General features: G+C 74.7%; 29 protein-coding genes. 14 read left to right on the top strand and 15 right to left on the bottom strand.

Annotated features, from left to right (window positions below):
* Positions 1-208: 208 nt before the first annotated feature.
* Positions 209-814 carry a hypothetical protein gene (locus AB0L45_RS28970; RefSeq protein WP_365845010.1) on the bottom strand — a complete coding sequence of 202 codons (606 nt, stop codon included), beginning with the start codon at positions 812-814 and terminating at the stop codon, positions 209-211.
* A gap of 248 nt (positions 815-1,062) precedes the next feature.
* Between AB0L45_RS28970 and AB0L45_RS28965 the strand changes: the two genes are divergently transcribed.
* On the top strand, positions 1,063-1,803 hold the full coding sequence (locus tag AB0L45_RS28965; protein WP_365845008.1) for a CBS domain-containing protein: 741 nt from the start codon (positions 1,063-1,065) through the stop codon (positions 1,801-1,803).
* A 45-nt stretch (positions 1,804-1,848) separates the two neighbouring features.
* On the opposite strand, the gene AB0L45_RS28960 is transcribed toward AB0L45_RS28965, so the two are convergent.
* The 4 genes from AB0L45_RS28960 to AB0L45_RS28945 all read right to left on the bottom strand — a co-directional run bounded on the left by AB0L45_RS28960 (position 1,849) and on the right by AB0L45_RS28945 (position 4,802).
* Positions 1,849-2,262: an ATP-binding protein gene (locus AB0L45_RS28960; protein ID WP_365845140.1), complete on the bottom strand. Its 414-nt coding sequence runs from the start codon at positions 2,260-2,262 to the stop codon at positions 1,849-1,851.
* A 38-nt stretch (positions 2,263-2,300) separates the two neighbouring features.
* Positions 2,301-3,143, bottom strand: coding sequence for an MEDS domain-containing protein (locus tag AB0L45_RS28955; RefSeq protein ID WP_365845006.1), 843 nt, complete (start codon positions 3,141-3,143; stop codon positions 2,301-2,303).
* A 245-nt stretch (positions 3,144-3,388) separates the two neighbouring features.
* On the bottom strand, positions 3,389-4,228 hold the full coding sequence (locus tag AB0L45_RS28950; protein ID WP_365845004.1) for an MOSC N-terminal beta barrel domain-containing protein: 840 nt from the start codon (positions 4,226-4,228) through the stop codon (positions 3,389-3,391).
* Between the two features lie 112 nt (positions 4,229-4,340).
* On the bottom strand, positions 4,341-4,802 hold the full coding sequence (locus AB0L45_RS28945; RefSeq protein WP_365845002.1) for a DUF6643 family protein: 462 nt from the start codon (positions 4,800-4,802) through the stop codon (positions 4,341-4,343).
* Between the two features lie 258 nt (positions 4,803-5,060).
* Here AB0L45_RS28945 and AB0L45_RS28940 point away from each other — a divergent pair, with 258 nt between their 5' ends.
* A complete protein-coding gene (locus tag AB0L45_RS28940) occupies positions 5,061-6,365 on the top strand; it encodes a TerD family protein (protein ID WP_365845000.1) in 1,305 nt (434 codons plus the stop codon).
* Between the two features lie 58 nt (positions 6,366-6,423).
* On the opposite strand, the gene AB0L45_RS28935 is transcribed toward AB0L45_RS28940, so the two are convergent.
* Positions 6,424-7,581 carry a glycosyltransferase gene (locus AB0L45_RS28935; RefSeq protein ID WP_365845138.1) on the bottom strand — a complete coding sequence of 386 codons (1,158 nt, stop codon included), beginning with the start codon at positions 7,579-7,581 and terminating at the stop codon, positions 6,424-6,426.
* A gap of 129 nt (positions 7,582-7,710) precedes the next feature.
* Between AB0L45_RS28935 and AB0L45_RS28930 the strand changes: the two genes are divergently transcribed.
* The 3 genes from AB0L45_RS28930 to AB0L45_RS28920 all read left to right on the top strand — a co-directional run bounded on the left by AB0L45_RS28930 (position 7,711) and on the right by AB0L45_RS28920 (position 9,753).
* Complete coding sequence (locus AB0L45_RS28930) at positions 7,711-8,511, top strand: aspartate/glutamate racemase family protein (RefSeq protein WP_365844998.1); 801 nt, start codon at positions 7,711-7,713, stop codon at positions 8,509-8,511.
* A gap of 60 nt (positions 8,512-8,571) precedes the next feature.
* Positions 8,572-9,183: a hypothetical protein gene (locus tag AB0L45_RS28925; RefSeq protein WP_365844996.1), complete on the top strand. Its 612-nt coding sequence runs from the start codon at positions 8,572-8,574 to the stop codon at positions 9,181-9,183.
* An 87-nt stretch (positions 9,184-9,270) separates the two neighbouring features.
* On the top strand, positions 9,271-9,753 hold the full coding sequence (locus AB0L45_RS28920; RefSeq protein ID WP_365844994.1) for an NUDIX domain-containing protein: 483 nt from the start codon (positions 9,271-9,273) through the stop codon (positions 9,751-9,753).
* Positions 9,754-9,789: 36 nt separating this feature from the next.
* Here AB0L45_RS28920 and AB0L45_RS28915 read toward each other — a convergent pair whose 3' ends face one another.
* Positions 9,790-10,395 carry a hypothetical protein gene (locus AB0L45_RS28915; protein ID WP_365844992.1) on the bottom strand — a complete coding sequence of 202 codons (606 nt, stop codon included), beginning with the start codon at positions 10,393-10,395 and terminating at the stop codon, positions 9,790-9,792.
* Positions 10,396-10,608: 213 nt separating this feature from the next.
* Positions 10,609-11,724 (bottom strand): hypothetical protein, encoded by a 1,116-nt coding sequence (locus AB0L45_RS28910; RefSeq protein ID WP_365844990.1) that lies wholly within the window; start codon positions 11,722-11,724, stop codon positions 10,609-10,611.
* A 231-nt stretch (positions 11,725-11,955) separates the two neighbouring features.
* Between AB0L45_RS28910 and AB0L45_RS28905 the strand changes: the two genes are divergently transcribed.
* Together AB0L45_RS28905 and AB0L45_RS28900 are read left to right on the top strand one after the other, a co-directional pair.
* The gene (locus AB0L45_RS28905) at positions 11,956-12,153 is read left to right on the top strand and encodes a CsbD family protein (protein WP_365844988.1); all 198 of its coding nucleotides are present in this window, start codon (positions 11,956-11,958) and stop codon (positions 12,151-12,153) included.
* 124 nt (positions 12,154-12,277) lie between these two features.
* Complete coding sequence (locus AB0L45_RS28900) at positions 12,278-12,478, top strand: hypothetical protein (RefSeq protein ID WP_365844986.1); 201 nt, start codon at positions 12,278-12,280, stop codon at positions 12,476-12,478.
* 56 nt (positions 12,479-12,534) lie between these two features.
* Here AB0L45_RS28900 and AB0L45_RS28895 read toward each other — a convergent pair whose 3' ends face one another.
* A complete protein-coding gene (locus tag AB0L45_RS28895; RefSeq protein WP_365844984.1) occupies positions 12,535-13,359 on the bottom strand; it encodes an SAM-dependent methyltransferase in 825 nt (274 codons plus the stop codon).
* A gap of 345 nt (positions 13,360-13,704) precedes the next feature.
* Here AB0L45_RS28895 and AB0L45_RS28890 point away from each other — a divergent pair, with 345 nt between their 5' ends.
* The 5 genes from AB0L45_RS28890 to AB0L45_RS28870 all read left to right on the top strand — a co-directional run bounded on the left by AB0L45_RS28890 (position 13,705) and on the right by AB0L45_RS28870 (position 19,443).
* On the top strand, positions 13,705-14,286 hold the full coding sequence (locus tag AB0L45_RS28890) for an RNA polymerase sigma factor (protein ID WP_365844982.1): 582 nt from the start codon (positions 13,705-13,707) through the stop codon (positions 14,284-14,286).
* Between the two features lie 3 nt (positions 14,287-14,289).
* Positions 14,290-15,006 carry a hypothetical protein gene (locus AB0L45_RS28885; protein WP_365844980.1) on the top strand — a complete coding sequence of 239 codons (717 nt, stop codon included), beginning with the start codon at positions 14,290-14,292 and terminating at the stop codon, positions 15,004-15,006.
* A gap of 169 nt (positions 15,007-15,175) precedes the next feature.
* Positions 15,176-16,414 carry an FAD-binding oxidoreductase gene (locus tag AB0L45_RS28880; RefSeq protein WP_365844978.1) on the top strand — a complete coding sequence of 413 codons (1,239 nt, stop codon included), beginning with the start codon at positions 15,176-15,178 and terminating at the stop codon, positions 16,412-16,414.
* Between the two features lie 24 nt (positions 16,415-16,438).
* Positions 16,439-17,851 carry a DUF1338 family protein gene (locus AB0L45_RS28875; protein WP_365844976.1) on the top strand — a complete coding sequence of 471 codons (1,413 nt, stop codon included), beginning with the start codon at positions 16,439-16,441 and terminating at the stop codon, positions 17,849-17,851.
* Between the two features lie 56 nt (positions 17,852-17,907).
* Positions 17,908-19,443 (top strand): aldehyde dehydrogenase family protein, encoded by a 1,536-nt coding sequence (locus AB0L45_RS28870; RefSeq protein ID WP_365844974.1) that lies wholly within the window; start codon positions 17,908-17,910, stop codon positions 19,441-19,443.
* Here AB0L45_RS28870 and AB0L45_RS28865 read toward each other — a convergent pair.
* The gene (locus AB0L45_RS28865; protein WP_365844972.1) at positions 19,398-20,345 is read right to left on the bottom strand and encodes a helix-turn-helix transcriptional regulator; all 948 of its coding nucleotides are present in this window, start codon (positions 20,343-20,345) and stop codon (positions 19,398-19,400) included. The genes AB0L45_RS28870 and AB0L45_RS28865 overlap by 46 nt on opposite strands.
* A 147-nt stretch (positions 20,346-20,492) precedes the next feature.
* Here AB0L45_RS28865 and AB0L45_RS28860 point away from each other — a divergent pair, with 147 nt between their 5' ends.
* Positions 20,493-21,446, top strand: a complete 954-nt coding sequence (locus AB0L45_RS28860) for an aldo/keto reductase (protein WP_365844970.1) — start codon at positions 20,493-20,495, stop codon at positions 21,444-21,446.
* A 72-nt stretch (positions 21,447-21,518) separates the two neighbouring features.
* Here the strand turns inward: AB0L45_RS28860 and AB0L45_RS28855 are convergent, their stop codons facing one another.
* The 3 genes from AB0L45_RS28855 to AB0L45_RS28845 form a co-directional block, all read right to left on the bottom strand.
* Positions 21,519-21,872: an STAS domain-containing protein gene (locus tag AB0L45_RS28855; RefSeq protein ID WP_365844968.1), complete on the bottom strand. Its 354-nt coding sequence runs from the start codon at positions 21,870-21,872 to the stop codon at positions 21,519-21,521.
* Positions 21,873-22,114: 242 nt separating this feature from the next.
* Positions 22,115-22,309: an antitoxin gene (locus AB0L45_RS28850; protein ID WP_365844966.1), complete on the bottom strand. Its 195-nt coding sequence runs from the start codon at positions 22,307-22,309 to the stop codon at positions 22,115-22,117.
* 122 nt (positions 22,310-22,431) lie between these two features.
* Positions 22,432-22,944, bottom strand: a complete 513-nt coding sequence (locus AB0L45_RS28845; protein WP_365844964.1) for a DUF5949 family protein — start codon at positions 22,942-22,944, stop codon at positions 22,432-22,434.
* 288 nt (positions 22,945-23,232) lie between these two features.
* Here AB0L45_RS28845 and AB0L45_RS28840 point away from each other — a divergent pair, with 288 nt between their 5' ends.
* On the top strand, positions 23,233-23,673 hold the full coding sequence (locus tag AB0L45_RS28840) for a hypothetical protein (RefSeq protein ID WP_365844962.1): 441 nt from the start codon (positions 23,233-23,235) through the stop codon (positions 23,671-23,673).
* A gap of 62 nt (positions 23,674-23,735) precedes the next feature.
* Here the strand turns inward: AB0L45_RS28840 and AB0L45_RS28835 are convergent, their stop codons facing one another.
* Both AB0L45_RS28835 and AB0L45_RS28830 read right to left on the bottom strand, forming a co-directional pair.
* Complete coding sequence (locus AB0L45_RS28835) at positions 23,736-24,323, bottom strand: AAA family ATPase (protein ID WP_365844960.1); 588 nt, start codon at positions 24,321-24,323, stop codon at positions 23,736-23,738.
* 173 nt (positions 24,324-24,496) lie between these two features.
* A complete protein-coding gene (locus tag AB0L45_RS28830; RefSeq protein ID WP_365844958.1) occupies positions 24,497-25,039 on the bottom strand; it encodes a putative immunity protein in 543 nt (180 codons plus the stop codon).
* Positions 25,040-25,135: the final 96 nt, after the last annotated feature.

Below are 25,135 nucleotides of genomic sequence, written 5' to 3'. Positions count from 1 at the left end.
GCCCGGCAGTTGTACGTCCGCGTATGTCCGCGTACGTGTGCCCGCGACCCCAGCCGGGAGGCTGGCCGCTCCACCGTAGCGCGCCCGGCGGGCGCCGGATGACATGGTCAGCCTGTATGCGCGGGAGTTCACGGAGGGCGCCGCACGGGGGTCAGGGCACCTGCGCCGGGGCCGTGCCGAGGGACGTCGCGCGGCCCGCGGCAGCCGTTCAGCTCCCCGCCCCGGCCCGCCCCCAGTCCTGGCCCGCGCGCTCCCACTCCTGCTCCCAGTGCCGGTAACGGCGGTTCAGCATCCGGCGTGTCACCAGCTGCCGGCCGCCCATGGCCACCGTCGCCGCGACGCCCCCCACGCCGAGCCCCGCGAGCACCGCGTGCGCCCTGGCCGTACTCGCGTCCATCGGCCGCGCCACCAGCCGGCCCTGCGCGTCGGTCCAGATCCGGAACCGCTCGCCCGGCCGCACGGCACCCGGCGCGGCGACCGGGCCGCTGTGCTCGCTGCCGTCCGGCGCGGTCCAGCGGGCGTCCACCCGGCGGTGCATCTCACGGCCGGCGGCCGCCTCGGGGGCGGAGTCCGGGGAAGGGCGCGAAGCGGTCCGCTCCGGCGTCGCCCAGACCTGGTGCCGCTGCTGCGTCTGGATCCGCACGGACCGCTGCAGCGCGTCGTGGGCGGCGCGGCCCGCGGCCAGGCCCGCGAAGCCGCCGCCCAGCACGATCAGCAGGGCGGTGGCCAGCGCCAGCCACGCCTCCAGAAGGTCGGTCGTCCGGCGCAGCGGGTTGCGCCGCCAGCGCCACAGTCCCGCGATGACCTGTCCCACGTCGTGCCCCCTCTCCGCGTCCGCAGGTACCTCGTCCGGCGCGCGTCATGCACGCCCCGGGCGAAACGGAGGCGAATTCTTCGGCGGCGCCGCGCGCGGCCGGGTGGACGGGGGAGCCGGGCCGCGTACGGCGCTGAGCCCGCACGGCGCTCCCTCACCTGCGGGGCGCGCGCCGTATCGCCGCGTGCGCCCCTTCAGCCGGTCCCGGCGGCGGCCGACACTGTATCCCTGCGCCAGGGAGGCCCGCGATGGAGCACCGACAGGTCGGCCGGCTCATGAACACCGAGGTCGTCAAGGCCCGGCAGACGACGCCGTTCAGGGAAGTGGTCAGTCTGCTGAGCCGGCACCGCAAGACGGGGCTGCCCGTCGTCGACGGCGACGACAAGGTCGTGGGCGTCATCTCCGAGACCGACCTGATGTTCCGCCAGGCGGCGCAGGACATCCTGCAGAACCGCTGGTACAACCGCCGCCGGCTGACCGGCAGAGCCCGTGCGGCCCGGGCCAGGAAGCGCAACCTGCGGGCGGGCCGGCTGATGACCTCGCCGCCGGTGACGATCGGCCCGCACCAGACCGTCACCGAGGCGGCCCGGCTGATGGTGACCGGGAAGCTGGACCGGCTGCCGGTCGTCGACGCGGAGGGCCGGCTGTGCGGGCTGGTGACCCGCAGCGACCTGCTGAAGGTCTTCCTGCGCCCGGACGAGGAGATCCGCGAGGAGCTGATCACCGAGGTCCTCGTGCGCACCCTCGGCCTCAAGCCCGGCGCGCTGGGGGTGTCCGTACGGGCGGGTGTGGTCACGCTGTCGGGACGGCTGGGGCGCAGCAGCGAGGTACCGGTGGCGCTGCGGCTGGCGGGGCGTATCGACGGGGTGGTCGCGGTGGTCGACCAGCTGGAGTACGAGCACGACGACGCCGCGGAACAGCACGGCGAGCAGACCGTGCGCGACCGAGCGCAGGAGTGGCTGCGGGGCCCGGAGGGCCGGCCGCACTGAGGCGGCGGGGCGCGGACCGCTGCCGCCGGCACATCCGGGCGCGCGTCACTGCACCCGTACCGCCAGCGTGACCTCGGCCCCCCGGCTTCCTGGCGCCCCCGCGTCGCCCGGCCGCACCGCGAACCGGTCCGCCACCAGGCGCGCGAGCCACAGCCCGCGCCCGTGGTGTGCTCCGTCGAGCCCCGGCAGCAGTTCCGGGATCACCGTTTCGCTGAAGCCGGGGCCCGAGTCGGTGATACGGCACTCCAGTTCGTCACCGATGCGGCGCAGCACCAGCCGTCCCGAGCCGCCCGCGTGCTCCACGGCATTGCCCGCGATCTCGTCCACGGCCAGGACGAACTCACCGCGCCGCGGTTCCGCCAGGCCCTCGCGCAGGGCACACTCCTCCACCAGCAGCCGCAGCTGCGGCAGCAGCCGCGCGGTGAAGCGGCGCCGCAGCAGGCAGGTGACGGCCCGCATGTCGACCGGCCCGTCCTCGGACGTGGCCGGGTCCGGGGTCAGCACGGCCGTATCACCTCCGTCATGGCCAGCCGGGCCACCGTGCCCGCGCCGAGCCGGTGCAGCGTGCGGGCGTGTACGCGGTCGCAGCGGACCTCGACCAGGTCGTGTCCGGTGGCCCGGTCGGCCAGCGCGATCAGCGCGGTGGCGCAGCCCACCGACAGCAGGTGCAGCCGCGTCAGGTCGACGGTGAGCCGGCGCGCGCCCGCGCTGCCGGACAGTGCCAGCTCCAGCGCGGTGGCGAAGGAGCGGCGCGCGGGGGCGTCCGCGTCGCCGATGAAGCGCACGCTGCCGTCCCCGCCGCGTACCGACCGCAGGCTGCCGAGCCGCTCCAGGAGGCTGCGCGGGTGCGCCCGGTCCATCGCGTGCAGCACCTCGCGGCTGAACCAGCGGCGGTCGTAGGCACAGATCTCGCTGTACGGACGGTCGTCGAACAGCGCGTCCGCGTGCGTCTCGCGGTGCATCATCACCCGTACGTCGGCGTTCAGGTCGGGCACCCACCGCATGTCGATGAAGGCCCGCAGTCCGGCGAAGCCCTCGGCGGCGGCCCGGGCCGTCTCCGCGTGCAGCCGCCCGAGCTGCCGCTCGGGGGTGAACCGCAGGTCCGGGCGGATCAGCCCACGCATGCTGGTCAGCACCAACTGCCCCCGTTCGCGGGCCGTCACGGTGCTGCGGCCGGTGAAGTCGAGCCGGGCCAGCACCTCGGCCTCCGGTAGCCACGGGTCGGGGAAGAGCATGACCTTCTCGCCCCGGGCGAGTCCGAGCCGTACGAAGGCGGTCATGACCTCCCAGCGCACCTCGTCGTCCGCGTAGCTCACGAAGGCGTGGTCCCCGGGACGCATGTGCTGCACCGGAATGAGGTGGTCTCCGGGCGGTTCCCAGGCAGGCATCGGCAACTGGACACTCCCCACGGCTCCCGCAGTCGGTAACGCCGTGCGCTCACTGTAGGCAGCCGGACACGCGCCCGCAATGCGGCCGGGCGCTCCGCGGCCGGAGGTGCGCGCCGGTGCGGACGGGGCGTCAGGCGCCCGCCGTACAGGGGGCCGGGCGCCCGTCGTACGCGTCCGGGGCGCGGGGCTGCCGGGGCTCAGGCGGGCGGACGGCGGTCGAGCACCTCGAAGGGGTCGCCGACGCGGAGGGTGCCGGTGCCCTCCGGGATCAGGTTCTGGCCGAAGAGGAGCTGGTCACCGACGCGGCGGTGGCGGGCCAGGATGCGCAGCGGCTCCTTGCCGCGCTGCCCGGTGCGCTGGTCGGTGGTGGTCATCACGCACCGGCCGCACGGTTTCACCACACGGAAGGTGACCTCGCCGATACGTATCCGCTGCCATGTGTCCTCGTCCCAGGGCGCGGTCCCGTCCACCACGACGTTCGGCCGGAAGCGGTCCATCGGCAGCGGGCCCTCGTGGGCGTGGTCCCCCTGGGCGACGAGGGCGTTGAGGGCGGCGAGCGAGCCGGTGGTGGTGAGGAGGAGGGGGAAGCCGTCGGCGAAGCTGACGGTCTCGCCCGGCCGCGCGTAGGCCGGGTCGACGGGCCGCCGGCGGGCCGGCTCGTCCAGGTGCACCAGGGTCACGGGCACGCCCAGGCAGGTGCTGAACCACTCGGCGGCGGCGCCGGACGCGGGCACCGCCTCGACCTTGTCCCCCCACACCTCGACCGGGACCGTCGCCCCGGGCACCGGCACCTCGACGGTCAGCGGCGGCAGGTCCGGCGCCGTCAGCCGCAGGGCGCCGCCCGGGAGTTCCGTCGCGGTCACCGTGGCCAGCCGGGGCCGGGCGCGCTGGGTGACGAACCGGTGCCCGCCGTCGACGAGCATCCAGCGGCGGTCCCCGGCGAGCCCCCACGGTTCCACGACCGCCTCGCCGGGGCCTGACCCCGCCACGGATTTGACCGGATACCGGTGGATGGCCTGGAGGAAAGGGTTCAGCACACCCTCATCCTGCCAGGCCCCCGCGGCGGCCCGGTCACCGGTGCCGCCCGGTCGTGCGGGACCGGCTCTCCGCCCGCGTACGGAGCACCGTCGGTACTCCGTCGGCGCTCCGTCAGTACCCGCGGGGGTACTGCTGGCGGCCGTACTGATCGTCGTACGGGGACGGCGCGGGGCGCGGGGCGACCGGACCGGCCGGGCGCATCGCGTCGTACCCCGTGCCCCCGTTCCCGGCGGGGCGCTGGGGCTGTTGGTGCTGGGCGGGGTAGCCGCGGGGGCCCGCCGCCTGCTGGGGGATGTACGGCGCCGGGGTGCTCTGCAGCGGGGCGACCGGCTGGGCCGCGGCGCCCTGATATCCCTGGCCGGAATACGGCTGGGAAGGCGCGGCGGGGAGTGCGGGCAGCGCCGACGGCAGGGCCGGCATGTAGGACGAGCCCGAGTCGTAGGGCAACTCGACCCGGATCGGGGCGATCTGCGGAGTGCCGCGCTCGGCGACGAGGGAGTCGTAGATCGGGGTGTCCGGGAAGGACGGCGAAGCGTAGTAGCCGCCGCCGTAGGTAGAGCGGGGGGAGGTCATACCTCTTAAGTTAAGCCCACGATGTGCCGGTTGGGGAGCCTGAAAAGAGGGTTGTTTCACGTGTCGTGTGCAGTCTCCGATCCATAATGTGAGCGAACTTGGCAAAATCGGTCGCGATCGCCCGTAGGGATCGTGTAAAGGCCGTGTCCACATCAGATGAACGGCGGACATTTTTCGGCAAGTAGGTTGGAACCTGCCACCGTGCAGAAGGGGCACCGCACCGGAGCCCGGCGAGCGAAGCGAGAGGAAGGCGCCACCATGCCGATGCCCAAGGGGAGCAACGTCGCGGTACCGGCCACGTCGGTACGGCTGGAACTGGGGTGGCGTACCGGACCCGGCACTCCGGACGTGGACGCCTCCGCACTGCTGCTGACCGCGGCCGGCAAGGTCCGCGACGACGCCGACTTCGTCTTCTACAACCAGCCCGCGCACGCCTCCGGCGCCGTCCGCCACGAGGGCAAGCGGCCCGCCGGGGACACGGTGACCGACAGTCTTGCCGTCGACCTGACCCGGCTGGAGCCCGCCGTGGACACGGTGGTGCTCGCCGCCTCGGCCGACGGGGGCGCCTTCGGCCGGGTGGCCGGGCTGCACATCCGGGTGCTCGACGCGGGCAGCGGCGCGGAACTGGCCCGCTTCGACAGCCAGGACGCGACCGCGGAGACCGCCTTCGTCCTCGGGGAGCTGTACCGGCGGCAAGGCGCCTGGAAGTTCCGGGCGGTCGGGCAGGGGTACGACACCGGGCTGGCCGGGCTGGCCACGGACTTCGGCATCAGCGTGGCGGAGGAGCCGCCGGCCGCCCCGGCCGCCGCCCCCGCCGCCTCGCTCGCCCCCGCCCCGCCGCCCGCGCAGCCGTACGGCGCCGCCCCGGTGCCCGCCCCCGCCCCGCCCGTCAGCCTCTCGAAGGTCACCCTCACGAAGGAAGCGCCCGCCGTCTCCCTGACGAAACAGGGCGGCACCTCGGGCACGCTGCGGGTCAACCTGAACTGGCAGCAGGCCGGCAAGCCCGCCGCGCGCCTCGGCAAGAAGCTGGGCCGCAGGACCATGGAGGCGCTCGGTGCCCGCGGCGCGCTGCTGCCGCAGTCCGGCGACCTGGACCTCGACCTGTGCGCGCTGTACGAACTGACCGACGGCAGCGCGGGCGTGGTCCACCCCATCGGCGGCAACTTCGGCGCCCTGCACACGCCGCCGTACATCCAGCTCGACCAGGACGACCGCACCGGCGCCGCCGCGGCGGGCGAGAACCTGACGGTCAATCTGGACCACCGGGCCAGTATCCGGCGCATCCTGGTCTTCGTGACCGTCTACGCGGGCGCCAGGAGCTTCGCCGGGCTGCACGCGACGGTCACCCTCCAGCCGCAGCACAGCGCCCCCGTCGACTTCTCGCTCGACGAGTGCACCGTCCCGTCCAACGTCTGCGCCCTCGCCCTGATCACCAACACCGGCAGCGAACTGGTCGTCCGGCGCGAGGCCCGCTACCTGGTGCCCGCGCCGGGCGTCAGCCCGCAGCGCACGGTCGACGAGGCGTACGGCTGGGGGCTGAACTGGTCCCCGGCGAGCAAGTGAGCGTCGGTCACGAAGCCCCTCGTGACGCCCCGGAACGCCTCTTCTCGGGAAGCCCCCGTCAGGACGCCCCCGGCGCCCCGTACGTCCGGCCCTTCCAGGCGGCCCCGCGCCCCCGGTAGTGCCGGACGGCGGAGTCGACCGTCATCAGCAGGTAGAGCAGCGCGGTGCACGGCAGCAGCGGTGCGAGCCACAGCGGCTGCCGGTAGTAGCGCAGCATCGGAAGGTACGTCCCGGTCATGACGGCCCACGCGGCGCCGCCCAGCACCGCGCCCGCCGTACCGCCGGACGCCAGGCCGGCGGCCGTCACGGCGGGCGGCGCCAGGTAGACGAGCGCGAGCCCGGCCACCGTCCCCGCCAGCAGCAGCGGGCTGTGCCGCAGCTGCGCGTACGCGCTGCGCGAGACCATCCGCCACAGCGGGCCCAGCCCCGCGTACGGGCGCACGCTCTCCACCCGGTCGCCCAGCCCCAGCCAGATCCGGCCCCCGGCCCGCCGCACGGCCCCGGCCAGCGTCACGTCGTCGATCACCGCGTGCCGGATGCTGTCGGGCACGCCCGCGCGCTCGGCCACCGCGCGCCGCAGCAGCACACAGCCGCCGGCCGCCGCGGCGGTACGCGCCCCGGGCCGGTTGACCCACCGGAAGGGATACAGCTGGGCGAAGAAGTACACGAAGGCCGGGACGATCAGCCGCTCCCAGGGCGACACCACCCGCAGCCGCGCCATCTGGGACACCAGGTCCAGACCGGCCGAGCGGGCCGCGGCCACCAGTTCGCGCAGGCTGTCCGGGGCATGCGCGATGTCCGCGTCCGTCAGCAGGACGTACTCCGCGTCGCCGCGCTCCCGTACGAGCGCCATGCCGTGCCGTACCGCCCACAGCTTGCCCGTCCAGCCCGGCTCCGGCTCGCCGGGCGCGGTGACCGTCAGGGGCAGCCCGCCCGGCCCGGCGGCCAGTTCCCTGGCCAGCCGCCCCGTCCCGTCCGTACTGCCGTCGTCGACGAGGATCACCTCGGCCCGCCCCGGGTACTTCTGCGCCAGCAGGGAGGGCAGGCTCACCGGCAGCACTCCGGCCTCGTCCCGCGCCGGGACGACGACGGCGACCGGAGGCCAGCGTTCCGGATCGCTGCGCGCGGGCAGCCGCACGTCCGTACGCCAGAAGAAGCCCTGCCCCAGCGCCAGCCACACCCAGACCGCCAGCGACCCGGCACCGATCCACTCCATCGCTCCCACGCCCGCAGTCTGCCGCACCGGCACCCGCCGTGGCCGGAACTGGCCGGACGGCCCCACGGGCGCGGCGGACGGCGATCACCGGTATGACAAGTACCGGGCGGCCCGGCGTAAAGTGTCCGGGTGAAGATCGCGCTCATGGACTCCGGAACCGGCCTGCTCGCGGCGGCCGCCGCGGTACGGCGGCTGCGGCCCGACGCCGACCTGGTGCTCTCCTGCGACCCGGACGGCATGCCCTGGGGCCCCCGCCCGCCGCACGACATCGCGGCGCACGCGCTCGCCGTGGCCCGGGCCGCCGCCGCGCACCGCCCGGACGCCCTGATCGTCGCCTGCAACACCGCCTCCGTGCACGCCCTGCCCGTCCTGCGGGCCGAGCTGGAGCCCGGACTGCCGGTCATCGGCACCGTCCCGGCCATCAAGCCCGCCGCGGCCACCGGCGGCCCGGTCGCCATCTGGGCCACCCCGGCCACCACCGGCAGCCCGTACCAGCGCGGCCTGATCGAGCAGTTCGCCGCCGGCGTCGAGGTCACCGGCGTGCCCTGCCCCGGACTCGCCGACGCGGTCGAGTCCGCCGACGAGGCCGCGATCGACGCCGCCGTGGCGGCCGCCGCCGCGAACACACCGCCCGGCGTACGCACCGTCGTCCTCGGCTGCACCCACTACGAACTGGTCGCCGAGCGCATCCGCGCCGCCCTCCAGCGGCCCGGCGCCCCCGCGCTCGTCCTGCTCGGCTCCGCCGAGGCGGTCGCCGCCCAGGCGCTGCGCCGCACCGGCGCCGACCCGGCCCCCGGGGCCGAGCCCACCGGCACCGTCACGGTCCTGCTCAGCGGCCGGCCGGGCAGCCTCCCCGAGGCCGCGCTCGCCTACGCCGAGGGGCGCCTGCTGTCCGGCCCGGCCCGGACCGGTGGACCCGCCCGCCCCTGAGGCCCCGGCAGTACGCGCGACACGCTGCCAGGAGGGGCGAAGAAGCGTACGCTGCGTCTCATGAGGGACCACGCCCACGAGGGGGCGGCAGCCCCCGACGAGCACGGCGGCCCGGCCGGTGACGGCGGGGGTTCCGGCAGTCACCGGGATCCGGCGGCCGCCCCCGAGGTGTGGCACGGACGTGCCACCAACCGCGCGCAGTGGCTCCTGGCGGGCATCGGCGCGGCCTGCCTGGCCCTGGGCATCGAGCTGGCCGTCGACAGCGCCTGGACCTCCGGCCTGGCGCCGCTGGTGATGTCGGTGGTCGGCTGTGTGCTGGCCGGTCTGCTGGTGCTCTTCGGCACCCTCGCCTTCGTGCACGTCGCCGTACGCGTCGACCAGGACTGCCTGGAGGTGCGGTGCGGCCACATGGGCCTGCCCCGGCGCCGTATCCCCCTCGACCACGTCGTCGGCGCGGACTTCGCGCCCCGTGTCACCCCGCGCCACTGGGGCGGCTGGGGCTACCGCTGGCGTCCCGAGCAGGGCACGGCCGTGGTCGTACGGCGCGGTGAGGCCGTGGTGCTCCGGCTCGGCGACGGCCGCAGCTTCACGGTCACGGTCGACGACGCCGAGAACGCGGTGCGCTGCATCCGCGGCCGGTGCGGCATCGACAAGAAGCGGGCCGGAACCTGACCGCGCCCCTCGAACGGGAGTTCGGCGGGTGTTTGGTGCGCGTCGGGGTGACGCTCCTGTCACCCGGCTCTCGTTAGGGTGCGCGGTATGGCGACACCCGACTTCATCCGTGACCTCCGGGCCGACATCGGCCACCAGCTCCTGTGGCTCCCCGGCGTGAGCGCCGTGGTCTTCGACAGCCGCGGCCGGGTGCTGCTCGGCCGCAGAGCGGACAACGGCATGTGGTCGATCATCGGCGGCATCCCGGAGCCGGGGGAGCAGCCGGCCGAGACCGCGGTACGCGAGGTCTTCGAGGAGACGGCGGTGCACGTGGTCCCCGAACGGGTGATCCTCGTCGAGGCGCTGCAGCCGGTGCGCTACCCGAACGGCGACGTGTGCCAGTTCATGGACATCTCGCTGCGCTGCCGCGCCGTCGGCGGTGAGGCCGCCGTCAACGACGACGAGTCGCTGGAGGTGGGCTGGTTCCCGCTGGACGCCCTGCCGGAGCTGGAGGAGTTCGCGGTGGCGCGGATCAAGATGGCCATGGACGACGGGCCGGCCTGGTTCGCGGGCATCGAGCGGGCGGGGTGACGGGAGAGGCGGCCGGGGCGGGCCGGGCCGCGGCCGTCACACGCGGAACCAGGGCAGACGGATCGAGGTCTGCGACTCCTCGCCCCCGCCGGGCAGCTGAGGACCTTCCGGCAGCTCGGACTGGCCCGGGTCGCCCGGCGACTGCCCGGGGGCGTCCGGCGCCGCGGAGCGGCCCGCCTCCTCGGTGTGCATCTGCTGCCGGCCGCCGTCCTTGCGGCAACTGCTCAGCCAGGTGCCGGTCGGCCCGTTCTCGTACTGGCACTCCCAGCCCCGTACCGTCAGCGACGGCCGGTTCGCGTCCGCCTTGCGGAAGAACTCCGCCATCACGCTGCGCGCCTCGGCACAGCCCGCGGTCGGCCCGGCACCGGGCCCGGAGAAGAGCTGGGCGGACAGGCCCTCGCCCATGGCGTCGGGCAGCGCGCCGCAGTCCAGCGGCTGGCCCGGGACGGCGGAGCCGGAACCGCCCGGCTCCGACGGGCTCGCGCCGCCCTCCGGGCCGCCTTTCAGGCTCTTGGTGGGGCTCGCGCCCGGTGCGGAGCCGGAGGCGGCGGGCGACGCCGCGGTGTCGTCCGGTCCGCCGCCGGCGCACGCGGCGACGGTGAGGGCCAGCAGGACGGTCGGTACGGCGATGAGCCGGCGCATGTCGAACTCCTTCGGCCGCGGGTCACGCAGGCGGGGACGCTCCGCCGTACGGACGCTAGAAGTCCGGCGTGCGGGCGGCGATCCGGAACGGGCGAACGGGTGAACGGCGGACCTGGCCCGGCCCCGTGCCGCGCCCGCGGCCGGGCGCTGCGCCGCACCCTCGGCGGCGTCCTCGTCGCAGGCGAGTGGCCCCGGGTCAGGGGCCACCGCCTCTCACCCGAAGCGTTCGACGTGCAGCCGGGCGGTGCTGCCCGGGTAGAAGGACGTGGTGCCCACGGACCAGTACCCGGCCGTGCCGGGAATCCGGGTCAGGTCCGTCATCAGGGCCGTCTCGGGCATCTCGGGGCCGCGCTCGCTGACCCAGGTGGCGCCGTCCCACCGCAGGTAGTGGGAGCGCTTCTGGTCCCAGAAGTCCCAGCCGGTGATCCGGTCGGGACGGCCCAGCCGGTCACCGCTTATGGAACTGAGCAGGCCGACGCCGTACGGCCCCTTGACCTGTGTCCACTGGGTGCCGTCCCAGTGTTCGAGCCGCACGCCGGGCGGCTTCCCGGGCGGGCCGCCGATGCCGTAGGCGTAACCGGTGAGCCAGATGTCGTCGTGGGCGACCGGCAGCAGCCCGGAGACGGTGGCGCGGATGCCGGCGGTGTACGGGAGCACGGTCCACGCGCCGTCCCAGCGCGCGATGACGTCGCCGTACACCCAGACCTCGCCGCCGGGCGCCACATGGACGTGCCCGGGGGTGGGCGCCGCCGCGTCCGGCAGCGGGGCGCACCAGCGCCACCGGCGGCCGTCCCAGTGCAGCAGCCCGGCGCGGCCGTCGTGCCGGCCACTGGCCCACGCCCGGCCGTCGGGAGTGGCCGCGACGTCCGTGACGGTGGTGCCGCTCGCGCCCTGGCCCGGGTACGGCGTCTGCTGCCAGGCCCTGCCGTCCCAGGCCAGCAGCAGGCCGTTCGCGCCCACCGCCCAGGCGGTACGGGCACCGGCGGACGTGACCGCGGTCAGGGCGCCGGCCGCGGCGAGCTGCCCCAGCTCCGTACGGGACCAGGCGGCACCGTCCCAGCGCAGGGCGACCGCGGTGCCTTCACCGGTGTTGCTCAGGCCCTCCACGCCGACGGCCCAGGCGAGCCCCGGCCCGGCCGCGGCCACGCCGTACAGCCGGGCGCCCGGCCGCGCGTCGGGCACCGGGACGGCCGACCAGCCGGGCGCGGCGGAGGGAACGGAGGCGGAAGGGGCGGGGGAAGGGGCGGCGGTCGCGGGGAGCGCGGTGCCGGCCAGGCCGAGGCCCGCGGCCGTGCCCGCGAGGCCGCTGACGAAGCTGCGTCTTCGCATGGGGCGTCCTTGGAGTCGGGGGAATCCGGGACTGCGGGGGACACCTTGGCCCCGGCTGCCGGAGAGGTCAATGGAGACGGTGGCGGCAGGCCCGGGGGAAGGCCGGGACCGGCCGGTCCTCGTACGGGGGCGCCGGAAACGGGCCCCTACCGGTAGGCGCCTCCGGATGCGGCCGGTGCCCGGCTGCGGCAGCGTGATGCTGTCCCACCAACCGGACCGAGGGAGCAGGTCATGGGCGAGAGCGCCATGGACAAGGCCAAGGGCAAGGCCAAGGAGATGAAGGGCAAGGTCACCGGAGACGAGCGGACGAAGGGCGAGGGCCGCACCGACCAGGCCAAGGGCAAGGCCAAGGGAGCGATGGAGGACGCCAAGGGCAACGTCCAGGGGATGCGCGACTCGCTCAGGAACAAGGGCGGCGGCAGCACCTGACCCCGGCGCGGCGGCCGCACCCCCGCCGGGGTGAGGGACCGCCGGGCCTGCCCGCACCCCGCCGCCCGCACACCGGTGCGGGCGGCGGGGTGACCCGTGCGCCGGGGCGCTCGTTGTGCACGGCATGATCAAGAAGATTGCCGCCGCGGCCCTGCTGGCGGGCTCGGTCACCGCCGCGGCCCAGCCCCCCGCCCAGGCCGTGGAACTCCCCGAGGCCATCGGTGCCACCGCCGCCCTGACCACGGAACTGATCTCCCAGCTGCCGCACGTCCACGACGTGGAGCCGCCGCCCGCGTTCACGGCCCAGCAGGGAAACCTGAAGTAGGACGGCCGCCCCCCGGGAGCCGCCGCCCCCCCGCGGCCGTCGCCGGCCGCCCCGCGTCAGGGCCGGCGCGCCACGGCGGCGTACGAAGCGGCCACGGCGTCCGGGACCTGCGACGCGTCGCCCGGGTCGTCCGGCCGCCAGTGGTGCGCCAGGGTGATGCCGGGCTCCAGCAGGTCCCAGCCGTCGAAGAAGCGGGCGAACTCGGCCTCCGTACGGAACGTCACGGACGTGCCCGCCGCCGCGTAGATGTCCGAGATCCGGGCCATCGCCTCGGGGGCGAAGTCGGCGGTGGCATGGGTCATGGTCAGCGTGCTGCCGCTGGGCAGGGCGGCCTTGAGACACTCGACGATCTCGTGCGCCTGCTCCCGCCCGTCGTCCGGCACGAAGTGCATCAGGGCGTTCAGGCTCAGCGCGACCGGGCGGCGGAGGTCCAGGGTCTCCCGGACCTGCGGCGCCGCGACGATGCCGGCCGGGTCGGTGACGTCCGCCTGGAGGTAGGCGGTGCGCCCCTGCGGGGTGCTGCGCAGCAGCGCGGCGGCGTGGGCCAGCACGATCGGGTCGTTGTCCGTGTAGACCACACGGGCCTCTGGCGCGATGCCCTGGGCGATCTCGTGCAGGTTGGGCGAGGTGGGAATGCCGGTACCGATGTCCAGGAACTGGCGCAGCCCCGCCCGCGTCAGGGCCCGGGTCGCGCGGTGCGTGAACTCGCGGTTGACCCGCGCGGCGACCGCCGCCGACGGGAAGACGGTGAGCACGCTCGCGGCGGCCGTACGGTCGGCGAGGAAGTTGGTCCGCCCGCCGAGGAAGTAGTCGTAGATGCGCGCCGAGTGGGCCCGGTCGAGTTGCAGGTCCACCACCGGTTCACCGTACTGCTCACTCATCGCACTCTCCGCCTCCCCTGCAGTGCTGCCGGGCCGTCCCGGGAGCACTACCCCGCTCCCACGGCCGTGCACCGGCGCGTGCCGGGGCCGGGCGCCCCCGCACCGAGTCATCACATCATCGCGCCGGGGATATTTCTTCGGGGTCGGTGCCACAACGGGGCACGTTTTCCGGTTCATTGGAAGGGAGGGCCGTCGCCCTCCCGCTGACGCCGGGGCCTGCCGGCCTCCCGGACAGTGGCGAACGGAACGAGGACTTCACGTGAGCACGTACCGGGACAGCCCCCTGCCGCCGAGCGCCCCGGGCCGCGGCCCCGGCGCCGGGCGCCACGGCCGGCGGGAGCGGCCGTGACCCACGACCGGCCACCGTGCCCGGCCGGGGAACCGCTGCGACAGGCCGGCCGGCGGCTGGCCCTCGCCTTCGAGGCGTTCCACGAGACGCACTACCGCAAATGGCTGGCCTACGCCTATCTGCACACCGGCAGCGAGGACGCCGCCCTGGAGGTGACCGGCACCGCCTACCAGCGATTACGGCTGTGCTGGCCGTACGCGCTCAAACAGTCCTCGGTGGACTCCTACGCCTGGGCCGTCCTCAAGGAGTCCGTGGTCGACTGGCTCTGCCGGCACCGGCGCGCCACGGCCCTGACCCAGAGCGCCGCCTTCGCCGTCGTCACCCGCGCGCTGCTGCGCGAGTGCCAGCAGCAGTTCGCCCTGCTGGAGAGCCAGCTGGGCCTGTACGACGCGATCGCGCGGCTGCCCGAGCGGCAGTGCGACGTGATCGTCCTGCGCCATGTCGTCGGATACTCCGACCGCCAGATCGCCGCCCTGCTCGGCGTCGACGAGGCCACCGTCCGCTCGCACGCGAGCCGGGGCAAGCGCCGGATCGCCGCCGCCCTGGGCATCGAACCGGGCACCACGAAGGGTAAGTGACCCATGCCGCACACCCACCAGGCCGGCCGGGACACCATCGAGTCCCTGCTCGCCGCCGCCGCCGACGTGCTCGCCGAGTCCTACGGCGCCTACGACACCGTGGCCGCCCGCGACCGGCTCACCGGCGACACCTACGAGGACACCGGGGCCGCGTACCCCACCGGGCCCCGCCCGGACGCCCCGGCGCCCACCGTCTACCCGAGCGCCCACGACGAGGCGGCCCACGAACTGGACCTGGCCTGCGCCCTGGTGGTCAACGCCGCGGCAGCGGCGGACAGCCTGGCCCGGCTCGTCGACGACCACCGGATCGACCCCGAAGGCGCCCTGGTCTTCGCCTGCCTGCTGCACATCACCGGGCGCGCGGAGGCCGCCGACTTCTGGTGGCGGTTCGGCGCCGGCGGCGGCAGCCGTACCGCGGCCTACTGCCTGTACCTCTCGCACCGCCGGTACGGCGAGTTCCGCGACGCGGCGTACTGGCGCACCCAGGCCGCCCACGACCCGGACGAGGAAGCGCCGCCGTCCGTCGCCTTCGACGCCGGGCGCCTGCTGCCGGACGCCGCCCGGCACGCCCTGCTCGTGCAGTGGCACAGCGGTCTGGCGCCCACCCTGCCCGCCGCCCTGGAGAACGTCATCAACCGCCTCACCGTCGCGGGCGACGACGAGGACTTCGGCGAGATCCTCCGCCCGTCGCCGACGCTCGTGGACGACCTGAGCCGGTGACCGGCCCGACCGGAAAGCACCGGCCGGGCGCGCGCCGCATGGACGGGGCGGACCGCGGCCGTCACCATCGGAACCGACGGCACCCCACGTACCGGCACGGAACAGCACACCCGCCGCCGCGTGGGCGGCGCCCCGCAGCGCACCGAGCGAGCCGACGGAAGGCGTCCGCATGGAGCGACGTACGGCCGAGGACCGCGGTACCGGCACGGACGGCGACACCGCCGCGGCCCCCCTCCCCGGACGCGCCGCCGTCGTGATCGTGGGCGGGGGCGTCCTCGGGGCGAGCGTCGCGTTCCACCTGGCGGAGGCCGGCGTACGCGGCGTACTGCTGCTGGAGCGCGACACGCCCGCCGCCGGCTCCTCGGGCAAACCCGTCGGCGGCGTACGCGCCCAGTTCTCCGACCCGCTCAACATCCGCATCGGCCGGCGCAGCCTGGAGGCGTGGCGGGCGTTCGGCGAACGGCCCGGCGCCGACATCGGGTTCGCGCAGGTGGGCTACCTCTTCCTGCTCGGCGACGCCACCGAACGCGCCCTGTTCGAGGAGGGCGTGGCGGCACAGAACGCGCTCGGGGTGCCCAGCCGGATCATCGGCCCGGCCGAGGCCGCCGCGCTGTGCCCGTACCTCGACCCGGACAGCATCGTCGCCGCCGCACACTGCCCGACCGACGGGTACGCGCTCCCGCGGGAAGCGGTGGCCGGCTATCTGCGCGCGGCGGCGCGGCACGGCGCGGCCATCCGTACACACTGCCCGGTCACCGCGATCGACATCCGCGACGGCGCCCTCGACGCGGTACGGACACCGCACGGCACCGTACGCACCACCACCGTCATCTGCTGCGCCGGCGCCTGGTCCGCCGAGGTGGGCGCGATGGCCGGCGTACGGCTGCCGGTGACCCCGCTGCGCCGGCAGATCGCCTTCACCGGGCCGCTGGACACCCCGCCGCCCCGCATCCCCTTCACCCTCGACTTCGCCTCCACGGCCTACTTCCACAACGACGGCGCGGGCGGGCTGCTGCTCGGCATGTCGGACCCGCGCCAGCAGCCGGGTTTCGGCCGGGAGTTCAGCCGGGAGTGGCTGGCGCCCTTCCGTGAGGCGGCCGGCCGCCGGGCGCCCGCCCTGGCCACCCTGCCGGTCAGCCACGGCTGGGCGGGCCTCTACGAGACCACCCCCGACCACAACGCCCTCATCGGCGAGGCCGCGGACGTACCCCGCTTCCTGTACGCCACCGGCTTCTCCGGGCACGGCTTCCTCCAGGCGCCCGCCGTGGGGGAGCTGATCCGCGACCTCTACCTGGGCCGGGAGCCGTTCCTCGACATCGGCCCGCTGGCGGCGAGCCGGTTCGACGGCCCGGCGGGGGAGGGGAACGCGGGGCACACCGGTGCCCGCCCGGAGGCCCACATCATCTGAACACCCGTCACGTAGGGAGGACACATGATCCCCACCTGGCGGCTGCGCGCCGCCTTCGCCCGCCGACTGTCCGCCATGTACGGTGCCGAAGTGCCCGCGTACACCACCCTCCTGGAGGTGACGGGGCAGGTGAACGACGAGGCCGCGCGCCGCGACCCGGGCGCCGGGCGGCTGGGCGGCACCGAGCGGGTCGCCGTCGAACGGCACGGCGCCGTCCGCGTCGGCACGCCCCGCGAACTGCGCCAGGCCGCCCAGGTGTTCGCCGCGCTGGGGATGCACCCGGTGGGCTTCTACGACCTGCGGGACGCCACCACCAGCGCGGTACCGGTGGTCTCCACCGCCTTCCGGCCCGTCGAACCGGACGAACTCGACCGCAACCCCTTCCGCGTCTTCACCTCGATGCTCACCACCGCCGACCGCCGGTTCTTCGACGCCGCACTCCAGGCCCGGCTGGAGGCCTTCCTGGACCGCCGCACCCTCTTCCCGCCCGAACTGCTCACGCTCGCCGGCCGCGCCGAGCGCGAGCACGGCCTCGTACCGGAGCAAGCAGAACGCTTCCTCGCACTGGCGGTCGCCGCCTTCGAACTGTCCCGCGAGCCGGTGGACCGCGCCTGGTACCGCGAACTCGCCCGGGTCTCCGCCGTCGCCGCCGACATCGGCGGCGTCACCAGCACCCACCTCAACCACCTCACCCCCCGCGTCCTGGACATCGACGCGCTCTACCGGCGGATGGCGGACCGCGGCATCACCATGATCGACGAGATCCAGGGGCCGCCCCGCTGGGACGGCCCCGACGTCCTGCTGCGCCAGACCTCCTTCCGCGCCCTGGACGAACCCCGCACCTTCCGCGAACCGGACGGCAGCGTGACCACCGGCACGCTGCGGGTGCGGTTCGGCGAGGTCGAGGCGCGCGGCATCGCCCTGAGCCGGGCGGGACGTGCCCGCTACGACGCGCTCGTCGCGGAGACGGACCGGCGGCTCGCCGGCGCGGCAGCCGACGGCGGAGCCACCCGCCAGGACGTGGCCCGCCCCCTCTGGGAGGCCGGATTCCCGCACTCGGAACAGCGCATCGCCGCCGGAGGACTGGGCTACTTCACGTACGCCCCGGCTGCCGCCCGCCCGCGCGACGGCCGGCGCCCGCCCGCCGACCTGGCCGGACTGCTGGAACACGGCTGGCTGACCGCCCGCCCGATCGTCTACGAGGACTTCCTGCCCCGCTCGGCCGCCGGGATCTTCACCTCCAACCTCAGCGGGCAGGGCACCCGGGACACCGCCCGTACCGGCACCCACTACGACGCACACCGGCTCGCCGAAGCGATCGGCAGGCCCGTTCGCGACCCCTTCCAGCTCTACGCCGCCCAGCAGGACGCCTCGCTGCGGCAGGCGCTGGACGCGCTGGGCGCGGACGACGCCCGCCGCAACCTGTGCCCCTCCTGACGCCGGCCCCGGACACCGGCCCGCCCGCTCCCACCGCACCGAAGGAGCCACCCGCTGTGCACACCCGCACCCAGCTCCCCAGCACCGACGAACTCCGCGACCTGGCCGCCGACCGGCTCCGCCGCTGCGGCGTCACCGGCGTCCCCGAGGGCACCGGAATCACCGCGCGCACGCCGCTGACCGGCGGCGTCCTGTACCGGCTGCCCGCCGCCACCGCGCAGCGGACCGACGAGGCCGTGGCGGCCGCCGAAGCGGCGTTCCGCGAGTGGCGCACCGTGCCCGCGCCCCGGCGCGGCGCCCTGGTCAAGCGACTCGGCGAGCTGCTCACCGAGCACCAGGACGCGCTCGCCGACCTGGTCACCGTCGAAGCCGGCAAGATCCGTTCCGAAGCGCTCGGCGAGGTACGGGAGATGACCGACGTCTGCGACTTCGCGGTGGGGCTGTCCCGGCAGCTCTACGGGCGCACGATGGCCTGCGAACGGCCGGGCCACCGCCTCGCCGAGACCTGGCACCCGCTCGGGGTGACCGGCGTGCTGACCGCCTTCAACTTCCCCGTCGCCGTCTGGGCCTGGAACACCGCCGTCGCCCTGGTCTGCGGCGACCCGGTCGTCTGGAAGCCCTCCGAGCTGACCCCGCTGACCGCCCTGGCCTGCGACGCCCTGCTGGCCCGCGCGATCGCCGACACGGGCGCGCCGGCCGCGCTGCACCGGCTGCTGCTCGGCGACCGGGCGGCCGGCTCACGGCTCGTGGACGATCCGCGCGTCGCGCTGCTGAGCGCGACCGGCTCGGTGCGGATGGGGCGCGAGGTGGCACCGCGGGTGGCCGCCCGGTTCGGCCGCTGCCTGCTCGAACTCGGCGGCAACAACGCCGCCGTGGTCACCCCGTCCGCCGACCTCGGCCTCGCCGTACGCGGCATCGTCTTCTCCGCCGCCGGCACCGCGGGCCAGCGCTGTACGACGCTGCGCCGGCTGATCGTGCACGAGGACGTCGCGGACCGCCTGACCGAGAAGATCGTGCACGCGTACGGGCAGCTGCCGGTCGGCAACCCCTTCGACGCCTCCACCCTCGTCGGACCGCTGATCAGCCCCGCCGCCCACGCGGCCATGGCCAAGGCGCTGGACGCCGCCCGGGACGACGGCGGCACCGTGCTCACCGGCGGCGAGCCGCACCTCACCGGCCAGGCGCCGGACGCCGCGTACGTCAGCCCGGCGGTCGTACGGATGCCGGCGCAGACCGCCGTCGTCCGCACGGAGACCTTCGCGCCCATCCTGTACGTCCTGACCTACCGCACCTTCGAGGAGGCCGTCGCCCTGCACAACGGCGTGCCGCAGGGCCTGTCGTCCAGCATCTTCACCCGCGACCAGCGGGAGGCCGAACGCTTCCTGGCCGCCGACGGCTCCGACTGCGGCATCGCCAACGTCAACATCGGTACGTCGGGCGCGGAGATCGGCGGCGCGTTCGGCGGCGAGAAGGAGACCGGCGGCGGCCGGGAGTCCGGCTCCGACGCCTGGCGCGCCTACATGCGCCGGGTCACCACCACCGTCAACTATTCGGACGGCCTGCCGCTGGCCCAGGGCGTCAGCTTCCTCTGAGGAGAAGGGCGGCTGGGCCGTGCCGTGCGGGACTGCGTGGCCGCCCAGCTGTCGAGGAGTGTGAGCCGGTCCTCGGACGCGCTGCCGGGTTCGGCGGTGTAGACGACCAGGTTGTGCACGGCTCGGCCCGGCAGGGGCAGGCCGAGGGACTGGAAGGTCAGGTCCAGGCGGCCGACGGCGGGGTGCTGGAGCCGTTTGACGCCGTCGTGGCGCATCAGGACGTCGTGCGCGGCCCATCGGCTGCGGAACTCCGGGCTGAGGGTGGACAGCTCGCCGACGAGTGCGCGCAGTGCCCGGTCACGGGGCTCGCGCCCGGCCTCGGCGCGCAGCAGGGCGGCGGTGGCGGCGCCGGCGGCGCCCCAGTCGACGAAGAAGTCCTGCGCGCCAGGGTCGAGGAAGACATAGCGGGCGATGTTGGGGCGGCCGTGCCGGTCGACGGTGGCGCTGTCGAACATCGGCGCGAGCAGGGCCCGGGCCAGGGGATTGCCGGCGACGATGTCCGTACGGCCGTTGCGTACGAACGCCGAGGACATCGTCATGGAGTCGAGCAGCCACTGGACCCGGGGCGGGACCTCGACGTCCCCGCGACGCGACGGCGCGCGGCTCTCGCGCCGCGCTGACCGGGCCAGGTCGAACAGGTAGGTGCGTTCGTCGTCGTCCAGCCGCAGGGCACGGGCGACCGCGTCGAGGACGTCTTCGGACACGCCGCCGATGTGGCCCTTCTCCAACCGCGTGTACCACTCCGTGCTCACGCCGGCGAGGACGGCGACCTCCTCGCGCCGCAGCCCGGCGACCCGGCGACGGGCGCTGGTCGGCAGTCCGGCCTGGGCCGGGGTGATCCTGGCGCGCCGGCCGGCGAGGAAGCCCCGGATCTCGCCGCGGTTTCCGGGCTGCTGGTCCATGCCGTTCAGGGTAGCCGCTGGTCACGGCGCGAAGGGGGGTCGAGGTTGTACCCCCCATGGACCCGACCTTCCCCGATGGCGGCGATCACGGTCTCCTGGGGGCGATCGTTCCGACACGATCCCGAGAACGAACAACGGAGACACGACATGACGAGCAAGGCGCTGACGGTGCCGGCGGTGGCGTTGGGCACCTGGGCCTGGGGAGACAGCGGCGAGGCAGGCGACGGTCACTTCGGCAGTCAGCTGAGCGAGTCCGGCCTGCGAGAGGTCGTCGACAAGGCGCTGTCGGACGGGCTCACCCTGTGGGACACCGCCGTGGCGTACGGCATGGGCCGCTCGGAGACCGCCCTCGCCCAGGCGCTGACGGGTCGTCACCGCAGTGAGTACCAGCTGTCGACGAAGTTCACCCCGCAGCTCGCGGGTGACGGCGACGATCCGGTCGCGGACATGCTGGAGCAGAGCCTCGACCGGATGCGTACGGACCATGTGGACCTCTTCTGGATCCACAACCCTGCCGACGTGGCACGCTGGACGCCGCCTCTGATCCCGCTGCTCAAGAGCGGCAGGATCCAGCATGTCGGCGTCTCGAACCACACCATGGAGCAGATCGCTCGTGCCGATCAGATCCTCGGCGAGGCCGGCTTCCGCGTGGAGGCGGTCCAGAACCACTACAGCCTCCTGCACCGGAGCTCCGAGCGGGCGGGCATCCTCGACCACTGCCGCGAGCACGACGTGCGGTTCTTCGCCTACATGGTCCTGGAGCAAGGAGCGCTGACCGGCAGGTACAGTCCGGCGCGTCCGCTGCCGGAGGGGAGCAGCCGGGCGGCCGTGTACAACGGCATCCTGCCCCGGCTGCGGGCGCTGACGGACCGGATGGCGGAGATCGGCGAGGACCGGGGCGCGTACGCCGCCGATGTCGCCATCGCCTGGGCCGTCGCCAAGGGGACCACCCCGATCGTCGGGATCACGAAGGCGGGGCACATCGACGGCGTGGTCCGGGCTCGCGGCATCGAGCTCGCCGACGAGGAGATCGCGGAACTGGAGGCGCTGGCGGATGCCGCGGACGTCGACACGCGCGGCTGGTGGGAGCACGAGATGTAGCGGTGGCCGGAACCGGAGAAGGGACCGCGTCCGTTCTGGCCCCGGCCAGCGGACGCGGTGCCCGTCCGGTGCTCAGTTGAGGGTCCGGGCGGGCAGCAGCCGGTCGACCACGACGAAGCGTTCGTCGAGCGGCGCCAGCCGCAGCAGCCGGCGGACCACGGGACGCGGCCCGAGCAGCAGCAACCGGCCGCCGCGCGCGGTCACCCGCTCGCGGAGGCGGCAGAGCAGGGCCAGGCCGCTGCAGTCCATGAAGCTGACCTGGCCCAGGTCGATGACCACCGTGCCGGGCCGGGGCGGCAGCGCCTCACCGAGGACGGGTTGCAAGGTCAGCGCCAGGGCGAGGTCCAGCTCTCCCTTGAGCGCGAGCACGAACTGGTCTCCGACCGCGTACGTGAGCAAGGCCGTGTCGGCGGTGCGTTCGGTCATGGCGCCCCCCACCGGATGCGCAGGCCGCAGAGCGGCTTCTGGCTGATGGCACCGGGGGCCGGGGTGCGGAAAAACGGTAGCGGGACGCATAGAGGGAGAATCGATCAGGCAAGGTTGTATCGCTCGAACGGGTGAAGCCTTGTGCAATCTCTTGACGGCTGCCGGGGTGCGGCCACCGGGTGCGGCACACGCTCCGGGCCGGGCGCGCCGACAGGCGGCACCCGGCCCGGAACGGCGCGCGATCAGGACTGCGGCGGCTGGTCCTGGCCCTGATCGTTGCCGAGCTGGCCTTTGAGCTTGTCCTGGGCGGTGTCGACCTGGCTGCTGTACTTGCCCTGGCTCTTGTCGTCGACGAAGTCGCCGGCCTTGTCGATGCCCTTGCCGGCCTGGTCCTCGTGGCCCTTGAGCATCTGCTTGAGCTTGTCCATCACGGACATGAGTCGTCCTCCTCACCACTGACGCCCCCACCCCTCCAGGGTCACCGTGTCCGGCCGGATCCGCATCCGGGGTACCACGCGGCCCGTACGCGGCGGCGGGCAGATCCCGGGGCCGGGCGCTCCTAGGAAGGGCGGCCCTGCAGTGCGCGCACGGGGATGAGGCAGTGCGCGGAACTCCTGATCACGCCCTCGTCGCCCGCGTAGGCCCGCAGCATGTCCTCGCTGACCGGGCCACCCGGCTTCGCCTCCGGCCACGGCCGGGTGGCGAACATGCCGTACACCTGCCCCCGGTGGTCCGCCGCCGCCAGCCACTCCGGCGGCACCGGGCACTGCGCGCTGAAGATCGGCATCGTCAGCACCGCCCGGCCGGCCTCGACGATCAGCGTCAGCGGCAGGGAGGGCGTGCGGGAGGCGTCCTGGAGCTCGCCGCCGACCAGCAGCCCGGCCTGGCTGAGCATGGTGCCCATGACCTCCGTCCCGGTCTCCGGGCCGTCCTTGCCGTCGCCGAGGGAGTAGGTGAGCAGGAAGGGTACGTCGTGACCGTCCTCGGGGTGCGCGCCGCTCCAGCCGATCATCATGAGCGTGCCCAGCTGGCTGTACGGAGGGTTGCCGGTAGTGGCCTGGGATGTGGTCATGGCGGGCACCTTAGTGACCTTCGGGTGCCGTCGTTCGCGCGCTTCACCCGGTTGGCGGAGCCTTGCCGGCATCCCAGCCGAACGAGGTCCCGGCGGTCACCCGTACCGGCGATCCCGGTGGCCCCGTACGCCACCCGGACGGCGCCGTACGGCCACGGGGGCGGTGGTGGCCGGGCCCCGCGGCCGGTTCGCGCGGCCCGCCCGCGGGCACCATGACGGCAGGCCCGGCAGCGGCACGGGAGGCGGTGTTCCCGGCGGCGGACGCGGTGCCTGAGGGGAGTGGGGCCGGTGGACCTGTCCGAGGTGGAGTATGACGACCCCGACGACGCGTCGGGCGCGGCGGCCATGGCCGACTACGCACGGCTGGCCTGCGAACTGACCGGCATGGACCCGCGGTTCGGGGTACCGGCGCTGGTCACGATCGCGCGGCGGGAGTCCTCGTACAACCACCCGCGCTGGCGGGTGAACACCACCGACGGCAACGCCTGGGGCCCGGTCATGTCCGACGGGCACCCGCGCAACTGCTCACGCGGCGCCACCCAGTGCGTCCCGCCGACCTTCGCCGCGTACCACCTGTGCGGCACGGCCCGGACACCGTACGACGTGGTGGCCTGCATGGCCGCCACCATCGGGTACGTCCGCGACCGGTACGGCGTCGACGAGTCCGGCTCCAACTTCGCGGAACGGGTGCAGCAGGCCGACCCGACCCGGCCGCCGAAGGGGTACTGAACCGCCGCGGCGCCGGACCGCCCAGGGCGCGGCGCGGCGACCGGCCGGGCGGCCGCCCGTGCTCAGGCGATCGCGCCCTCGGTCCAGGCGCGGGCGAGGATCTCGTCCACGGTCCGGCCGACGGTCTGGTGCGTGGTGTCCAGCCAGAGCCCGATCGGCGGGGTGTGCTCGCGCAGCGCCGAGTCCAGGTCGCGCACGCTCCAGTCGGGCCCGTACGCCGTCTTGGGCCGGGCCGCCTCCCGCCGCTCGACCGCCGCGGGGTCCGGGGCCAGCACGACCACCGCCAGCGGGCGGGTCCTGATGTGCTCGGCCATCTCGGTCAGGTGCTCGCCGAGCAGGATGTCCTGGGCGATCACGGTGAAGCCGGCCTGGGCGTACTGGTCGGCGCAGGCGGCGGTCAGCCGGTGCCGCAGCCGCAGCTGGGCCAGGGCGGCGTCCCCGGCGTCCGGCGTCATCTCGGCCCGACCCCGGACGACCATGCGCCGGAACGTGTCACCGCGCAGGTGCACCGACCGCGCCAGCCGCTCGGCGAGTGCCTGGGCGACGGTGGACTTCCCGGCTGCCTGAATACCCGTCAGGACGACGACACCCGGGCCGAGCCAGGGCCCTTCGGGCGCGACGGACGGGCTGTCGGAGGAGTGTTCCGTCATGCGGTCGGCTGCCTTTCCGTGGTGGGTTTCGGCTTGCGGGAGCTCTGGAAGGCTGCTCCGCCGGGGCATCGTAACGCCGGGCCGCTGCGCGGCTGCCGTCGGCTCGGGTACCGCACGCGGTCCGCGGCCGTGCACCCCGTCCCCGGGCGAAGTCGCGGCAGCGTACGGCCGGTTCACCGGGCGGAGGCGCGGAGGGCGGCGTCCAAGGCGCTCATGAGCTGCCCGACGCGGTTCTTGGCGGCCGGCGCGAGAGGGTACCGGCACAGCACGGCGGTCAATACCGGCGTGGCACGTCGCCGGGCCTGTTCGATCATCGCGTTGCCGACCGCGGGGTCGTCGCCCGCCCTCAGTTCGGCGATGCGCGCGGCGCCGGCGGCGGCGCGCAGGATGTGTCCCACCTGGGTGGCTCGCGCTATCGGGTGCAAGTACGCGGCGGACGCGGCATCGCCGGCGGACCGCGCGGCCAGACGTGCCGCTTCGGTACCGGCTTCCTTCGCGGCCCGGTGAGCGTCCAGTGAGGTGACGCGCTGGAGCCTGGTCCGGTCGGCGCCCTCGATGAACTCCCATGCGGCGTCGAGGGCCGCGCGCGGGCGGGGATCACCCGGAACGGCCTCCTCGAACACGGGGAGGACTTCCTGGGCGCTCTCCGCCACGTAGCGCGCCACCACCCGCAGTTCGGCCATGGTCAGCTCGAAATCACCGGACACCGTCGTCATGGGCCCGATCCTCCCACCGCTCGGCGCGCTGCCCCGGCGGCGTTCGTGGCCGCCGCGGGGGCGCCGGGGCCCTCCGTACGGTCCTGCCGGGTGCTC

The sequence above is a fragment of the Streptomyces sp. NPDC052496 genome, assembly GCF_040679095.1.
Classification (GTDB): domain Bacteria; phylum Actinomycetota; class Actinomycetes; order Streptomycetales; family Streptomycetaceae; genus Streptomyces.
The sequence above is the reverse complement of the archived record's forward strand: the minus strand, read 5'-3'. Positions and strand labels throughout refer to the sequence as shown.

Bases quoted from the DNA above. Each gene is read 5' to 3' on its own strand.
- AB0L45_RS28860 (WP_365844970.1), top strand. From the start codon at position 20,493: ATGACGAGCAAGGCGCTGACGGTGCCGGCGGTGGCGTTGGGCACCTGG.
- AB0L45_RS28895 (WP_365844984.1), bottom strand. From the start codon at position 13,359: ATGAGTGAGCAGTACGGTGAACCGGTGGTGGACCTGCAACTCGACCGG.
- AB0L45_RS28865 (WP_365844972.1), bottom strand. From the start codon at position 20,345: ATGGACCAGCAGCCCGGAAACCGCGGCGAGATCCGGGGCTTCCTCGCC.
- AB0L45_RS28905 (WP_365844988.1), top strand. From the start codon at position 11,956: ATGGGCGAGAGCGCCATGGACAAGGCCAAGGGCAAGGCCAAGGAGATG.
- AB0L45_RS28945 (WP_365845002.1), bottom strand. From the start codon at position 4,802: ATGACCTCCCCCCGCTCTACCTACGGCGGCGGCTACTACGCTTCGCCG.
- AB0L45_RS28830 (WP_365844958.1), bottom strand. From the start codon at position 25,039: ATGACGACGGTGTCCGGTGATTTCGAGCTGACCATGGCCGAACTGCGG.
- AB0L45_RS28920 (WP_365844994.1), top strand. From the start codon at position 9,271: ATGGCGACACCCGACTTCATCCGTGACCTCCGGGCCGACATCGGCCAC.
- AB0L45_RS28925 (WP_365844996.1), top strand. From the start codon at position 8,572: ATGAGGGACCACGCCCACGAGGGGGCGGCAGCCCCCGACGAGCACGGC.
- AB0L45_RS28910 (WP_365844990.1), bottom strand. From the start codon at position 11,724: ATGCGAAGACGCAGCTTCGTCAGCGGCCTCGCGGGCACGGCCGCGGGC.
- AB0L45_RS28835 (WP_365844960.1), bottom strand. From the start codon at position 24,323: ATGACGGAACACTCCTCCGACAGCCCGTCCGTCGCGCCCGAAGGGCCC.
- AB0L45_RS28880 (WP_365844978.1), top strand. From the start codon at position 15,176: ATGGAGCGACGTACGGCCGAGGACCGCGGTACCGGCACGGACGGCGAC.
- AB0L45_RS28940 (WP_365845000.1), top strand. From the start codon at position 5,061: ATGCCGATGCCCAAGGGGAGCAACGTCGCGGTACCGGCCACGTCGGTA.
- AB0L45_RS28850 (WP_365844966.1), bottom strand. From the start codon at position 22,309: ATGTCCGTGATGGACAAGCTCAAGCAGATGCTCAAGGGCCACGAGGAC.
- AB0L45_RS28855 (WP_365844968.1), bottom strand. From the start codon at position 21,872: ATGACCGAACGCACCGCCGACACGGCCTTGCTCACGTACGCGGTCGGA.
- AB0L45_RS28965 (WP_365845008.1), top strand. From the start codon at position 1,063: ATGGAGCACCGACAGGTCGGCCGGCTCATGAACACCGAGGTCGTCAAG.
- AB0L45_RS28935 (WP_365845138.1), bottom strand. From the start codon at position 7,581: ATGGAGTGGATCGGTGCCGGGTCGCTGGCGGTCTGGGTGTGGCTGGCG.
- AB0L45_RS28900 (WP_365844986.1), top strand. From the start codon at position 12,278: ATGATCAAGAAGATTGCCGCCGCGGCCCTGCTGGCGGGCTCGGTCACC.
- AB0L45_RS28960 (WP_365845140.1), bottom strand. From the start codon at position 2,262: ATGCGGGCCGTCACCTGCCTGCTGCGGCGCCGCTTCACCGCGCGGCTG.
- AB0L45_RS28875 (WP_365844976.1), top strand. From the start codon at position 16,439: ATGATCCCCACCTGGCGGCTGCGCGCCGCCTTCGCCCGCCGACTGTCC.
- AB0L45_RS28845 (WP_365844964.1), bottom strand. From the start codon at position 22,944: ATGACCACATCCCAGGCCACTACCGGCAACCCTCCGTACAGCCAGCTG.
- AB0L45_RS28915 (WP_365844992.1), bottom strand. From the start codon at position 10,395: ATGCGCCGGCTCATCGCCGTACCGACCGTCCTGCTGGCCCTCACCGTC.
- AB0L45_RS28885 (WP_365844980.1), top strand. From the start codon at position 14,290: ATGCCGCACACCCACCAGGCCGGCCGGGACACCATCGAGTCCCTGCTC.
- AB0L45_RS28955 (WP_365845006.1), bottom strand. From the start codon at position 3,143: ATGCGTCCCGGGGACCACGCCTTCGTGAGCTACGCGGACGACGAGGTG.